The organism is Pseudomonas sp. Root71, assembly GCF_001429045.1.
Classification (GTDB): Bacteria; Pseudomonadota; Gammaproteobacteria; order Pseudomonadales; family Pseudomonadaceae; genus Aquipseudomonas; species Aquipseudomonas monachiensis.
The window spans coordinates 33,393-47,361 of sequence record NZ_LMHY01000008.1 but is presented as its reverse complement, the minus strand read 5'-3'; the positions used below and the strand labels follow the sequence as shown (position 1 = coordinate 47,361).

Below are 13,969 nucleotides of genomic sequence, written 5' to 3'. Positions count from 1 at the left end.
ACACCTTTGGGAGCGAGCTTGCTCGCGATGGGGCCAGCAGGACCCGCACACTATTGAGCCCAGGGCATCAGCCCTTCACCACCACCCACGTAAAACACAAAGGCAGCTGCGCCACCTGCTGTTGATAGCGGTCATAGAGCTCTTCGCGGTTGGAGTGCGGGTATTCCCTGAAGTGACGGATCTGCAACCCTGCCGCAATGGCCGCGCTGAAGAGGTCGCCCAGGGTGTGGACGAACCAGTAGGACGGCGCGGCTGGCTGTTCGATCTTGCCTTCGTAGACGATCGGTTCGTGCTGTATGAACGGTTCGCGGCGGAAGTATGAACTGGCCAGACGAAAAGGATCGGCCGCCTCGGGGTCGAGCATTTCCAGGAACGGGTGGGTTTCGTACACCACCAGTGCGCCACCCGGCTTCAGCGTGCGCGCCACATGGTGGAAGAACTCACCGATGTCCGGCATCCAGTTCAAGACCCCGATGGTGATCAGCGCCAGGTCAAAGCGCTCCTGCAGTTCGACCGGCAAGTGGTGGATGTCCGCTTCGATGAATTGCGGCGCGTGGGGCGAGCGGGACGCCAGTTCCCGTGCCTGCCCGAGAAAGGCTTCAGACTGGTCGACGCCCACCACGCTGCGCGCCCCCAAAGCGAACAGCGACAGGCTTTCACGACCGTTGTTGCAGCCCAGTTGCACCACGTCCTTGCCTTCGACACCCGTCTGGGTCAGCAAAGCGGTCAGGGTGTCATCCAGGCAGGAGAAATCCGCGTGTTCCACGCCCTTCAACAAGGCTTGCCATTCGCTGGAGTCCTTATGGTGACGGGCGGAATCATTCCAGGCCTCGCGGTTACTGGCGATGGCTTGTTCTTTTGTCGGCAGTTCCATTGCATGCTCCAGGGTCCGGGTCGTCGATTTGACCGGCCGGAGTCTAGATCAACCTCATCCGGGCAGGTGTTGTGAACTTGTAATCCGCGCAGCATCGACGGCTGTCCACGGCGCCAGCTATAGTTAAAGACCTTGAGGGTAATGTGGTTAAACCGATCTAGCAGGTGTTGCCATGAAAAAGACCGACCTGACGCTTTTGCTCGCCGTCTGCCTGGGCGCAACCGCTGTCGTCCACGCCGACGACTTGCCCACCACCAACTACAGCAGCGAATTCAACTATTACGGCGCCGACCAACCCTTCGCGCACCCCGCACCACCGTCGATGAACATCATCCCGCCGGGCTCGTACATCCCGACCGCACCCGGGAATTTCATCCCGGTTTCCAGCGAGCACGTGTTTTCCGACTCGCGCCTGCCGACAGTGGCCGACGCCACGGTCCGGGTGTTTATCCGCTCCTACGATCCGGAGCGTGGCGTGTACGTCAACCAGGAAGTCGAGAACCCCAGTTGCATGATGTCCTGTCTGAGGGAAGGCCCGGTGTTGCAGGCAACGCAGCATGGCCAGCTTTAAGGCACAACCCGAAGGGCCGGGCCTGCTGTTGTGCAGGGCTGTGTTGCTCGAAGCTGATTTGGAATGACCAAACTACGCTTCTCGCGCCTTGCCCTGCACAACAGCAGACCCGGCGCGGTAGGGAAACTAATTGAGAACGCCCCCTACCACTGGCGCTTGTCCGGACGGGCGAGGCCGAGTTTTTCGATCCGGTAGCGCAACATGTCACGGCTCAGACCCAGCAGGCGTGCCGATTTGGTGACGTTCCAATCGGTCTTGTCGAGCATCTTGCGCACCATGTCGCGCTCCACTTCCGGCAGGTTCATGGAATCACTGCCGTTGAAGGACGCACGCTGTTCACTGAAATGTGCTGGCTCGTGATGAAACATCGGTGGCTCATCCATCAGGCTCAGGCAGACGTTCAACTGATGGGCGGCAATGGTGTCGCTTTGCGCCAGCAACACGGTTTGCTCCAGCATGTTGCGCAATTCGCGCACGTTGCCCGGCCAGCTGTAGCTGAGCAGCAAATCTTCGGCCTGGTCGCTGAAATGCAGGTTCGGCTTGCCGTAGCGTTTGCCATGTAGCGCCAGGAAGTGCCGGGCCAGCAGCAGGATATCGGCGCCACGGGCATACAGGCGCGGCACCTTGATGGAAATGATGCGCAGGCGGAAGAACAGGTCACGGCGGAATTTGCCTTGCTGGACCATCTGTTCGAGATTGCAGTTGGTGGCGCTGATCACCCGCAGATCGACCTTGCGTTCCTTTACCGAACCGACCCGGCGAATGGTCCGGTCTTCCAGCAGTTTCAGCAGCTTGGCTTGCAGCAGCAAGTCCATTTCACCGATTTCATCGAGGAACAGCGTGCCGCCGTCGGCCGCTTCCACCAGCCCCATGCGACGATCCTTGGCGTCGGTGAAGGCGCCCTTCTCGTGGCCGAACAGTTCCGATTCCACCAGATTGGACGGGATCGAAGCACAGTTGAATTCAATGAACGGGCCTTTGGCGCGCGGGCCGTCGAAGTGCAAGGCCCGGGCCACCAGTTCCTTGCCGGTGCCTGTCTCGCCTTCGACCAGTACCGGCGGCAGGTCGCTGTTGGCCATGCGCCGCTCGGCGTCGAGCAACTGGGTGATGGTGCCCTTGAGGTACGCCATCGGTGCCGATTCGCCAATCAGTGCCTGTACCCCCGACTTCTGGGCCTCGCGCTCCTGGTAAAACGACAGCGTGCGCTCCATGCGGTCGGTGGCCAGGGCCTTGTCCAGCAGCAGCTTGAGCTCTGGCAGGGCCACGGGTTTGGTGACGTAGTGAAAGGCGCCCTCTTTCATCGCCACCACGGCGTCTTCGACGTTGCCGTAGCCGGTCATCATGATCACTTTCAGATCCGGCGCGCTGATGCGCAGCTTCTGGATCAAGTCGTGACCACTCATGCCTGGCAACGAGTTGTCGGTCAGTACCACGTCAGGCGCGAAAGAACCCAATTGCTCCAGTGCATCTTCAGCCGAGTGGCAGACGGTCACCTCGAAGTCCTTGCGCTCCAGGTAAGTCTGAATATTCTCGGCGAGGATTTCGTCATCCTCGACCAGCAGAATGCTGTGCTCCATATGCCCCTCCCGTTGCCACTTTGAAATTGAGACAAACACGGGTTCCTTCCTGCTCCCGGCTGGTCAGTTCGACCGAGCCGTCAAACCGCTCCATTATTCTTTTGACCAGGGCCAGGCCCACGCCCAACCCACCTTGCTTGGTGGTGAAAAACGGCTTGAAGACCATTTGCTGCTGTTGTTTTGAGATGCCCTTGCCGGTGTCGGTCAATGTCATTCTCACGTCGCCGGACACCGAGGAATCGATCTCGATCGTCAGCACGCCGCCCTTGGGCATTGCTTCCAGTGCATTAGCAAACAGGCTATTGAGTATTTGCGTGAGCAGCACCTGCTGGCTGACGACCGGTGGCACGCTGACAGGAGAGAAACGCACCTCGACGCCCGACCGTTTGATCAGGGACTCAAAGGCACTCAGGGTGTCTTCGAGGGCCAGCACCAGATCGACCGTTTCACAGTCGTCATTCATCGGCCGCAACGACACCAGTAATTCACGGACCCAGCGCGACATGCGGTCGACCTGACTGATGATGTCGCCAATGTTTTTCTGTGCGGTCTGGCTGGCGATGTCCTGGGCCAGTTCGGCGCTGGAACGGATATTGGCCAGCGGGTTGCGCAAGCTGTGGGCCACCGCCGAGGACATCTCGCCAAGGGCGACAAAGGTCTCGTTGGCGATCAGTTGTTTCTGCTGGCTCTGCAACAGCGTCGCCGCGCGCCGCACGATCCAGAACAGCCCCAGGTAAATGGCCGCCCCGCCGATCAGCGTGGCCAGCCAGATCGCCTTGAAGCCACGCTGAATGCGCTCCACCAGATCCAGCGGCTCCTTATAGATTTCCACCATGGCAATCACTTTGCTTCGGTCGGCGTTGAACATCGGAATGTAGTTCTCGACGAACAAATACTCCGGTTCGCGCAGCAAGCGCTGCTCGGGACGCTCCTCATCGATTTCGTGGTAGCTGGTGGACACCGGCGATTTCATTTCGAAGGACTCGTCCAGTTCAAAGTCATCTTCGATGCGCACGCCAATCAAATCGGAGTTGGTCGACCAGACCACGGTGCGGTCCAGGGCGTACACCGTCGCCAGCAGGATGTCCGGCAGATGCCTCACATGGTCGAGAAACTCAGCGCGGGCGGCGGCCCGGGATACGGGGTTGACGTCGGGGTAGGCATCGTCCATGCGCGGGTCGAGCATTTCACCCATGGTCCGCCCTGGGGCAATGCCGGCATGCCGGATTTCGGCCTCGCCAATGGACTGGATGAACTGGGCGGTCAGCATCGAATCACGCTCGATACTTTCATCGACAACAAAGCGCGTGGAGATGTAACCCAACCCCAGTGCCACCACAGCGATGATCAGAAAGCTTGCCAGGGAAAACCAGCGCAGCAAGTTGAACTGCGGCCGCCAACCCTTGCGTTGTGCTACCGGAGCCTGCGGCGCAGCTACTTTTTGTTGTTCGAGTATCTGCATGGCTGTGTCCTGGGTGCCTGAAATCGAGCCTTTTCAGCCGCTTTCAGGATCAGTGTAGGTGGCATTGACTGCCTTGACCGACCCGCGTGATTTTTTTGACACTACTGCACCCGGGGCGTCTCGGGGTGCGCGACCGAATGATGTTGTTCAGGCTCCTCCTTCACACTGACCAAGGGCGCCGCTGGCGGATGCTGACGGTCGGTTTCTTCTCGCAGGAAATCGATGAGGGACTGGGCGGATTTCGCATCCAGGCGCAAGTTGGGCATCGAGATCCGGTTGTAGCGCTCGAACAGCTCCATCGCAATCGGGTCCTTTTCCTCGAGCATGCGGTCAGGTTCGCGGATCCAGCGCTTGAGCCAGGCCGGATCGCGCTGGTAGGTCACACCGATCAGGTCCGGGCCGATGCTGCGCAAGCCGATGCCCTGCCCGTCCAGCGGACCGAGGCTGTGGCAAGAGGCGCAGCGGGTGCGAAACAGCTCTTCGCCATTGCTCGGCGGGCGAATTTCCGGTGCATCGACATAGCTTTCTTCGACACTGGGCTGTTTCCAGTTATGCAGGGTATTGGCCAGTTGATCGGCCAGAATCCACGGGTTTTCGAACGGCGAGGCTTTCATCCAGCGACCCGTTGCCTGGTTGCCGACGATAAGACTCAGGTTGTGGTCCTTATTGCGCCCGTTATCGACGCCTTCGATGAACAGCCCCAGTTTTTTGCGCAGGTCGGTGACGTCGGCGAATTCCCCTGTGAGGAATTTCCACCCGGGCCCGACCTGGAAGCGTTGCGCATAGGCCTTGAGCACCTCGGGGGTATCGCTCAAGGGGTCGATGCTGATGGAGTAGAAGAAGATGTCCTTGCCGACCCGATCCCCCAGCAGTTTCTGCACCTGACGCAAGCGCGCGGTTTCCAGGGGGCAGGAGTCGCTGCACGAGGTGAAAATGAAGTTGATCACCACCACCTTGTCTTTGATCAAGTCATCGAAAAAATGCAGCGGCTGTCCGTCCTGGTCGGTCAGCGGGGTGTTGGGGAAATAGTCGGCCCCCCACGGAGTGACGGCTTCAACGACAGCGGATTCGCCAGTGGATGCCGGGGCAGGTGCGGGCGTCGACGTCGGCTGGCTGGCGACCAGCAGTTGGCTGGCCAGCAAACCGGTCACCAGCATCAGCACCAGGTGCATGCCCAGGGCTCGTGAGCGTGGTGAATGTATCTCTTTTTTTTCCATCACCAGCCGCCTCGATGTGGTGAAGGGGGTAATGGTGGTTTTGCAAGGACCTCGCCAATCATGTGTTTTTCTATAAAAAAGTACTAACACTCCATAAAACAATGATTTATCAAAATCAATGGGCGATGACCGGGGAGATGACCGGGGATTGATACCCAATGTTGGGGGTAGTTCATCCCCGTTTTCAGGTGGCCAGAACAAATGACAGCCGCACAGTGGTGCCCTCGCCTTCACTGCTGTCGAGGCTCACCGCACCGCCAAATCGCTCCATGATCCGCTTGACCAACACCAGCCCGACGCCCAGCCCGCCCTGCTTGGTGGTGAAAAACGGCCGGAAGGCCATTGTGCGCTGTTCTTCGCTCATGCCTTTGCCGGTATCGCTCACCCTCACGCTGACGCTCTGGGCATCGCACGGTTCGATTTGGATGGTCAGGGTGCCACCCGCGTCCATGGCCTCCACCGCATTGGACAGCAGGCTGTTGAGGATCTGGGTCAGTTGCACGTGTTGGCTCAGCACCATGGGCGTCTGGTCCGGCTCGAACACCACGCTGACCCTGGCCTTGCCGATCTGGTGCTCGTAAGCCATCAGGCTGTCATGCAGGGCCGCCACCAGGTTCACCGGTTCCGCCTCGTCATTGAGCGGTCGCAGGGACTGGAGCAACTCCCGCACCCATGTCGACATGCGATCGACCTGGCCAATGATGTCGTTGATGTTCCTGTGTGCCGGGCCGCTGTCGAACTCTATCGCCAACTCGGCGCTTGAACGGATGTTCGCCAAAGGATTGCGCAGACTGTGGGCGACCGCCGAGGACACCTCTCCCAGAGCCACAAAGGTTTCGTTGGTGATCAATTGCTTTTGCTGCGTCGCCAGCAGGATCGCCGCCCGCCGCACGATCCAGTACAGCCCCAGGTAAATAAGACCGCCGCCCAGGGCGGTCGCCAGCCAGATCAGCACCAGGCCGCGCTCCATGCGGTTGATCAGGTCCTGCGGTTCCTTGTAGATCTCGACCATCGCCGTGACGGTGCTGCCATCGGCGTCCAACAGGGGAATATAGTTTTCGATGAAGATGTATTTGGGGGGCTCCACAAACTTCTGCTCCATGCGGGATGTGTCCACACCGTGGAAACTGGTCGACACCGAAGTCTTGGCGTTGAAAGCACGGTCGAGGTCTTCATCGGCACGGTTGGTGATGCCCATCAAGGCCGGATTGGTCGACCAGATCACCATGCGGTCGGGGGCATAGATGTTGGCCAGGATCACGTCCGGCAAGTTTTCGATGTGGTCGAGGAATTCATCACGGGCACTGGCACGGGACAGCGGGTCGACGTCAGGAAAGTCCTTGTCTTTTCGTGGGTCGAGCAACTCGCCCATGGTCCTGACGTTGGGAATCGCCACATGCCGCACTTCGGCCGCGGCAATCGCCTGGACGAATTGCGAGGTCAACAGCGCATCGCGCTGCACGCTTTCGGTAATCACGAACCGCGTGGACACCGCCCCCAGCGCCACCGCCACCGTGCCGATCACCACCATGCTGACCAGTGAAAACCAGCGCAGCAGATTGAACGGCTCCTTGCGCGTGTTCAAGCGAACTTCGCTGTCGGTCGCAAGTACTTTGGCGATGGTGTTCATGGACACGGTTCCCGGAAACCCCCTATAGGTTTATAGCCCAGCCATGGCCGTTTGCCCGAACCTGGGGACTGCGATACCCCACCCACCCCGCAGCCCCGTCACCCCCAAAGCGGGGGACAGTTGCCCGCGCCATAACCTCCCGTACTGCCGCCAACGATTGCGCCAAGGCCTTTACTGCGGGCTTCTCACGGGCGTTTTTGCCGATTGGTATGGAAGTTGCCGATATCCCTGCCAACTGCCCCATCCCCAAGGGGCAGGTACTTCGACAGAGGGAATACCCATGCACCCGTTACTGTGCAAAACCGCGACTGCCCTGGTCATGACCGCTCTAGCCCAAGGCATGGCCCAGGCAGCGCTGTTTGCCGTAGACCCCGGACCCTACCTGCCAGCCAATGGCAATTTCGCCGCCTGGTATCAAGACAGCCACGGCCGCACCCTTGACCTATGTTTATCAAAGGCTGTCAGTTCCAGGGTTGCCAGCGCGCCAGGCGCTCCGACTTACATGTGCTCGCTGATCCCTAATCCCGGCATTTTCGATGACAATCAACCGTTGGTCTTTCCGACCAATTTCCCCGACGAAGCGTTCTGGGCCACAGGCGAAACGACCATCATCGATGCCGCCCGAGGCATCGACCTGACCTATGTCTCGGCGCTCGAAGCAGCCTTCAGTGGCGGGGATCCACTGGAGGGTGACCAGATCAGCTTCGCCCGCATTCGTGTTCGCATCGACGTGCCCACCGCCGGCACTTACGTCATCACCCACCCCTACGGCGTCGAAGTGTTCAACGTCGACACTCCCGGCCGACGGGCGATCAACATGACCCGGGACATTGGCATCGGTGCGCCGAAAACCTACGACGGTGCGCTCAAGGGCGATGTCGGGCCGTTCCTGCGCAGCGTCAACGGTCCCTACACCGAAACCAACCCGAGCACTGGCCAGGCCGAACAATTCGTCGGTGATCCGAACCTCGCCGAAGCCGTCACCGGCAGCCCGTTCAACACCAACTACGTGCGCATCGAAGGCCCCAATGGCCTGGACTTGCGCACCAACCTCTTCGCCGTATCCGGCAAATTGTCGAAGGTGGTCCGGCCGACCCCGGTAATCGCCGAGCGCAGCACCTACTCGCGACAAGCCGGCACCAGCGCCCCGGTGGCCCAGCAGGACGTGTTCGTGCTGGCCCCGCCGCCACCGGCCACCGTGACCCTGGACAGCAACAACCCGGTACTGAACTTCACCGAAGCGAACACCACCGGCCACTGGTATGCGCAGTCGCCGAACAATCCGACGCTGCCGAGCACCTTGCAGGTGACTGCCGACAACCACCTGGCCATCGCCAGCAGCACGCCGACCATTTTGCCCATGCCGCTGACCGACCTGGTGACGATCTCACGCGCCGAGTACAGCCTGAGCACCGGGCAAATCACCATCGTGGCCTCGACCAGCGATGAAACGTCGCCTCCGGTGCTCACCGCCAGCTCCGGCACCGGTATCGCCATCGGCGCCTTGAGTGGTGACGGCGCCGTGAAAAGCCTGGCCACCGGCATCTCGCCGATTCCGCCAGCCCAGGTTCGTGTGTCGTCCTCCAATGGCGGCAGCGATACCGAAGAAGTGGTCATCGTGCAATGAACGCCCACATGCCCGGATCCTCATCAGGAGGCATCATGAACAAATGGCCACGCCTGGCGCTCAACGCCCTGGGACTGACTCTATCGCTGACCGGCAGTGCCTTCGCGCAACTCGCCGCCGTCGATCCCGGCCCTTACACCTTTGCCACCGGGAAATTCCCGATCTGGTATCAGGACACTAATTTGCTGTCGATGGAGTTGTGCCAGTCCCGCGCCGCCAGCTCGCGGGTGGCCGCCAGTGTGCCACCGGCCTACATGTGCACCCTGCTGCCGACGCCGGGTATTTTCGATGACACCCTGCCGATGGTGTTCCCGGATAACTGGCCAGACGAAGCCTTCTGGTTCCTTGCCGAGACCAGCATCCCCAACGACACCGCAGGCTATGGCATGGACGCCTATGTCGCCGGGATCGAGGCCGCGTTTGCCGGTGGCAACCCGCTCGATGGCGACCAGGTCAGCTTCGCGCGGATTCGCATGCGGGTGAACATTCCCGTTGCCGGGACCTACACCATTACCCACCCCTATGGCGTGGAAACGGTGAACGTCACCACCACCGGGCGTCGTGCGATAAACATCACCAGGGACGTCGGCATCGGTGCGCCGGGCGTTTTCAGCGGTGCGGTCAACGGTGCGATCGGGCCGTTCCTGCGCAGCGTCAACGGCCCCTACACCGAGGTGAACCCGGACTCCGGCGCCGTCGAAACCTTCGTCGGCGACCCCAACCTCACCGAAGCCGTGACCGGCAGCCCCAACAACACCAACTTCGTGCGCATCCAGGGTCCGGCCGGGGCTATCCAGACCAACCTGTTCACCCTGTCCGGCAAGGTGCTCGACAACCGCGCGCAAACCGCGGTGGACATGACCCGTGCCACCTACCGCCGGATAGCCGGCACGGGCGGCAACAACACCCGGGTCGAAGTGTTTGCCAAAGCCACCAACGGCTCGACCCTGTGCTTTCGCGAAAGCATCGCCCTGGTCCCCGGCCCGCCTGTATCGCCCTGCCAGACCAACATGGTGAGCGATAACAACGGCGTGTTCTTCGCCCAGCATCTGCTGGTCAACGGGACGGTGCCGCCAGTCGTGGTAGTCACCGCCACCGACCCCGCCGGGACCACTCGCCCGACCGCGGTGTCGAGCAAGCTCTCGGACGTGGTGAAAATCCAGACCGCCCGTTACAGCTGGAGCAACCACAGCCTGCTGATCGAGGCCACCTCCACGGACGAAGTGGTGGTACCGGACATGGTCGCCCAGGGTTACGGGCGGCTGTCGAAAACCGGAATCCTGCAGCGCCTGACGGTGACTGACCTGACCCAACCTCCTGCAACCGTGACGGTCAAGTCCGCCGCTGGCGGCAGTGACACCGAGCCCGTTGTCGTCGTGGGTACGGCGCCGGACAGCGGCCTGAACCAGCGGCCGCTTGCGGTTGCCGACGCTGGCAGCACCAGCTTCGGTGTGCCGCTCACCCTCAACGTGCTGGCCAATGACAGCGACCCGGACGGCAATACCCCGCTGAGCATTACTGCGCTGACCCAACCGGCCACCGACCAGGGCTCCGTGGCATTGAGCGGCACTACGGCGGTGGTCTACACCCCTCCCGCTGTCGTCAACGCGCCGCTGACCGCGACCTTCACCTACAAGGCCCAAGACGTCAAAGGCCTGGCCTCGACGACAGCGGCAACCGTGACCATTACCGTGGCGCCTAACCGGCCTCCGGTGGCAGTCGCCGATGCCGCCACTACACTGGGTGTGGCGATTCCAATCAACGTGCTGGCCAACGACACCGACCCAGAAGGCAATGTGCCACTCGCGGTCGCCAGCTTCACTCAGCCACCGGCAAATCGCGGCACCGTCAGCAGTAACGGCACGGTGCTCACCTATACCCCACCGGCCACCATCACCACGGCCTTCACCACGACCTTCACCTACATCGCCCGGGACAGCTTCGGCGCCCAGTCGACGTCGCCGGCCACGGTCACGGTGCAGGTCTCGCCACGGCCCGCGGCGGAAACCTTCGCAGTGACCACCGCAACGGTGAGTGCCCGTTCCAATAACCGCTTCAACTGGAACTTTGCCGGCACCTCATCGGTGACCACCGGCAACACCATCACTATCAAGGTCACCACGCCGACCGGGCTCGTCACCCTGGGCACCACCACCGTACCGGTGAACGGTCGCTGGCGGTTGACGGTGAACAACACCACCACGCTCGTACCGTCGGCGAACCCGACCGCCACGATCACCTCGTCCCAAGGCTCCGTGCGGACAGTGCCGGTGATCGCCAACTGAGCCCGCGCCCCATTCGCCACGTTGGTTGATGGGGCCGGCTTGAACCCTATGGAAAAACGCGGTCTCGGGTGGGGGCCGCGGTTTTTTGCCGGGTTTGTTCGTCTGTGAGAATTGAGTCGGCTGACAGGCCGTCATCGCGAGCAAGCTCGCTCCCACAGGGGACGTGGTTGTACACAGATTTTGCGCTCGACACTGCTCAAATAATGTGGGAGCGGGCTTGCTCGCGAAAACGGAGTGTCAGCCAACAGAGATGTTGAATGATAAACCGTATTCGCGAGCAAGCCCGCTCCCACAATTGGATCGGGTACATCTGTGAGGGATTGGGTGACTGACAGGCCGTCATCGCGAGCAAGTCGGATCGCCGCACCGTCGCTCCCACAGGGATTGGGGACATCTGCAAAAATCAGGTCGGCTGGCAGGCCGCCTTCGCGGGCAAGTCGGATCGCCGCACCGCCGCTCCCACAGAAGAGCAAAGGCAGACCGGCGTACACCCTCTTGATCTTGATCCACCCGCCCCCTCGGCAGGCTGAGTGGAGGTGTTCATCCGGGGATGGGCGCGCAGCGCCGTTCGACGCAGTCGAACTCATTGCGGTGAGTCGCCGTAAGGGCGAAACCATAAGCAGCCGTTACCGCAGCAACGGATATGTACTCAGCCCCACAACCTGATCGACAGCCGCTCGGCCAGCGCCTTGGCCTGGCTTGCCACATCGGTGACGGCGGTACTTTCCCACCACATCCCGCGCAACGGCGGGCCCATGGCAAACAGACGACTGGCGGGATGACCCTCGGCGTCCAGGACCGCGCCATCGACTTCTGCGGCGATGCCCAGAGCCAAGGGCCCGGGCCGGACCAGGCCACGGGCAAGCAGTTGCCGTGGCAACGGTCTCGCGACCCGGCGCCAGTCGTACTCGATACCGCTGGAATTGATCAGGGCGGCACCGCTGACCACGCATGTCTGCGCCTCGCCGCGCCGTCGAAGGCGAATACTCACCTCGCCATTCAGCGAGGGCTCAAGGCCCTGGTAAGAGGCTGCGTGAATACGTAACCGCCCTTCTTTATACAAGCGCTCCACCAGTTCGGCGCTCAAGGGTGGCGAGCGGTGATGGTGGCTTTCCCACCACGGTCGCACATGTCGCACGAACTGCCGACGCTGTATATCCGTCGCCTGATGCCACAAGCGGCCGATGTGTGCCCGCACCGTGTCCAGTGGCGCTTGCCAGTCGATGCCCAGGGCGATGGCGTCCCGGCAGTGGCGACGCAATTCACGCATCAACTGGCGGGGTGTGCGGATGTTCTGATCTTCAGCGAGAAAGTCCACCCAGGCCGGCGGCTGGCGGCGCACATGGGGCAGCAGGCCATGGCGGGAAAACACTTCGATCGGCCCGCGATGCCCGGCCTGCTCCAGGGACACCACGGCGTCGACCATGGTCAGGCCCGAGCCGATGATCATGACCGTCGATTGCGGATCGAGTCGCTGCATGGCTGTCACGTCCCACGGATCGAGGGCCGCCGCATTCAAGCCGCTGGAGCGGGTTTGTGGCGTACGCGCGGCGGGAAACATCCCGGTGGCCAGTACCGCAAACGCGCCCTGCACGCATCGGCCGTCGCTCAAGGTCAACCGCACGGCATCGGCATCGGCTTGCAAGTCGACCACTTCGGCCTGCACATGCTCGACCGTCGAGCCGTTCAAGGCGCCCACCGCCTGCGCTTCGGCCAGGCGTTGCCGGGCGTACAGGCCGAATACGCCCCGTGGCGGAAACAGTTCGCTGATCGGCACGTGCTGCTGATCCGACTCCGGCCAGCCGCCCGCCTCGATGTACCCGGTCAACCATTGGGTCAGGTCGTCGGCGTTGTCCGGGTCAACACTCATCCGCGCCGCGTTGCCGTTAAGGGTATGGCCCGGTTCCACCGCGCTGTAGGCTTCACCCCGCCCCAACTCGGCCCGGGGCTCGAACACCAGCACCCGGCGCCGGCCCGGCAAACGCATCAACTGCGCCGCCAGCATCGCGCCACTGAGGCCGCCGCCGACAATCAGGATATCGGCGTCATTGGTCAAGTTCTGGCCCATCGTGCACTCCCTGTTCAGATCACCACATTACGCACAAACTTCGCCGCCACCGCCCCGTCGTTGCGATAACAGTGCGGCTGGTTGCTGGCGAACATGAAGAATTCACCCGCCGCGATATTCTGCGCCTGGTCGCCGAGCATAACGGTCAGGCAACCTTCGAAGACATAAATCTGCTCGCTCCAGCCATCGGCGTCCGGTTCCGACGGATACACCTCGCCCGGCTGCAGGCACCACTCCCACTGCTCGACTTCGCGGCTGGCCTGGGCCTTGGAGAGTAACACCGCCCTGCTGCCGGGGATCGTGCCGGTCCAGGCCAGTTCGTTGATACGGCTGGGATCCCGGGCGTCGGGGGCCTGGATCAGATCACTGAAGGCGACGTCGAGGGCTTCGGCCACCCGGTCGAGGGTGGTCAGGCTGACGTTCTTTTCCCCCGCCTCGATCGCCACCAGCATGCGACGGCTGACACCGGACTTTTCGGCCAGCGCCGTCTGGCTCAGTTCGGCGGCATGACGCAAACGACGGACGTTTTGACTGACGTGCTGGAGGACCGATGCCCGTTGGGTAGAATCTTTGTGCACTATATTGCTCACTGAGTGGGGTTGGGCAGTATACTGCGCAACATACGACGCATTGTGCGTCCCCCTCCAGTAGCGTGCAA

10 protein-coding genes are annotated in these 13,969 nt (G+C 61.7%); 3 read left to right on the top strand and 7 right to left on the bottom strand.

Going from position 1 to position 13,969, the window contains the following annotated elements; genetic code table 11:
- Positions 1–67: 67 nt before the first annotated feature.
- On the bottom strand, positions 68–874 hold the full coding sequence (locus ASD95_RS08655) for a class I SAM-dependent methyltransferase (RefSeq protein ID WP_056723939.1): 807 nt from the start codon (positions 872–874) through the stop codon (positions 68–70).
- Between the two features lie 172 nt (positions 875–1,046).
- On the opposite strand from ASD95_RS08655, the gene ASD95_RS08650 reads away from it, so the two are divergent.
- Entirely contained in the window at positions 1,047–1,445 is a 399-nt protein-coding gene (locus tag ASD95_RS08650) for a hypothetical protein (RefSeq protein ID WP_056848051.1), read from the top strand.
- Between the two features lie 143 nt (positions 1,446–1,588).
- Here the strand turns inward: ASD95_RS08650 and ASD95_RS08645 are convergent, their stop codons facing one another.
- The 4 genes from ASD95_RS08645 to ASD95_RS08630 form a co-directional block, all read right to left on the bottom strand.
- The gene (locus tag ASD95_RS08645; RefSeq protein WP_056723936.1) at positions 1,589–3,022 is read right to left on the bottom strand and encodes a sigma-54-dependent transcriptional regulator; all 1,434 of its coding nucleotides are present in this window, start codon (positions 3,020–3,022) and stop codon (positions 1,589–1,591) included.
- Positions 2,991–4,484, bottom strand: a complete 1,494-nt coding sequence (locus ASD95_RS08640) for a sensor histidine kinase (protein ID WP_056723935.1) — start codon at positions 4,482–4,484, stop codon at positions 2,991–2,993. Before ASD95_RS08640 ends, ASD95_RS08645 begins: the two co-directional genes overlap by 32 nt.
- Positions 4,485–4,585: 101 nt before the next feature.
- Positions 4,586–5,701: an SCO family protein gene (locus ASD95_RS08635; protein ID WP_056723933.1), complete on the bottom strand. Its 1,116-nt coding sequence runs from the start codon at positions 5,699–5,701 to the stop codon at positions 4,586–4,588.
- Between the two features lie 184 nt (positions 5,702–5,885).
- Positions 5,886–7,331, bottom strand: a complete 1,446-nt coding sequence (locus ASD95_RS08630) for a sensor histidine kinase (RefSeq protein ID WP_056723931.1) — start codon at positions 7,329–7,331, stop codon at positions 5,886–5,888.
- A 280-nt stretch (positions 7,332–7,611) separates the two neighbouring features.
- Between ASD95_RS08630 and ASD95_RS08625 the strand changes: the two genes are divergently transcribed.
- Both ASD95_RS08625 and ASD95_RS08620 read left to right on the top strand, forming a co-directional pair.
- Entirely contained in the window at positions 7,612–8,958 is a 1,347-nt protein-coding gene (locus ASD95_RS08625) for a hypothetical protein (RefSeq protein WP_056723930.1), read from the top strand.
- A gap of 35 nt (positions 8,959–8,993) precedes the next feature.
- Positions 8,994–11,243 (top strand): Ig-like domain-containing protein, encoded by a 2,250-nt coding sequence (locus tag ASD95_RS08620; protein WP_056723928.1) that lies wholly within the window; start codon positions 8,994–8,996, stop codon positions 11,241–11,243.
- Positions 11,244–11,892: 649 nt separating this feature from the next.
- Here the strand turns inward: ASD95_RS08620 and ASD95_RS08615 are convergent.
- Positions 11,893–13,311, bottom strand: coding sequence for an FAD/NAD(P)-binding protein (locus ASD95_RS08615; RefSeq protein WP_056723926.1), 1,419 nt, complete (start codon positions 13,309–13,311; stop codon positions 11,893–11,895).
- Between the two features lie 14 nt (positions 13,312–13,325).
- Entirely contained in the window at positions 13,326–13,889 is a 564-nt protein-coding gene (locus ASD95_RS08610) for a helix-turn-helix domain-containing protein (RefSeq protein WP_056723924.1), read from the bottom strand.
- Positions 13,890–13,969 lie beyond the last annotated feature (80 nt).

Coding starts and splice junctions, on each gene's coding strand:
- ASD95_RS08655 (WP_056723939.1), bottom strand. CDS start 874: ATGGAACTGCCGACAAAAGAACAAGCCATCGCCAGTAACCGCGAGGCC.
- ASD95_RS08650 (WP_056848051.1), top strand. CDS start 1,047: ATGAAAAAGACCGACCTGACGCTTTTGCTCGCCGTCTGCCTGGGCGCA.
- ASD95_RS08645 (WP_056723936.1), bottom strand. CDS start 3,022: ATGGAGCACAGCATTCTGCTGGTCGAGGATGACGAAATCCTCGCCGAG.
- ASD95_RS08640 (WP_056723935.1), bottom strand. CDS start 4,484: ATGCAGATACTCGAACAACAAAAAGTAGCTGCGCCGCAGGCTCCGGTA.
- ASD95_RS08635 (WP_056723933.1), bottom strand. CDS start 5,701: ATGGAAAAAAAAGAGATACATTCACCACGCTCACGAGCCCTGGGCATG.
- ASD95_RS08630 (WP_056723931.1), bottom strand. CDS start 7,331: ATGAACACCATCGCCAAAGTACTTGCGACCGACAGCGAAGTTCGCTTG.
- ASD95_RS08625 (WP_056723930.1), top strand. CDS start 7,612: ATGCACCCGTTACTGTGCAAAACCGCGACTGCCCTGGTCATGACCGCT.
- ASD95_RS08620 (WP_056723928.1), top strand. CDS start 8,994: ATGAACAAATGGCCACGCCTGGCGCTCAACGCCCTGGGACTGACTCTA.
- ASD95_RS08615 (WP_056723926.1), bottom strand. CDS start 13,311: ATGGGCCAGAACTTGACCAATGACGCCGATATCCTGATTGTCGGCGGC.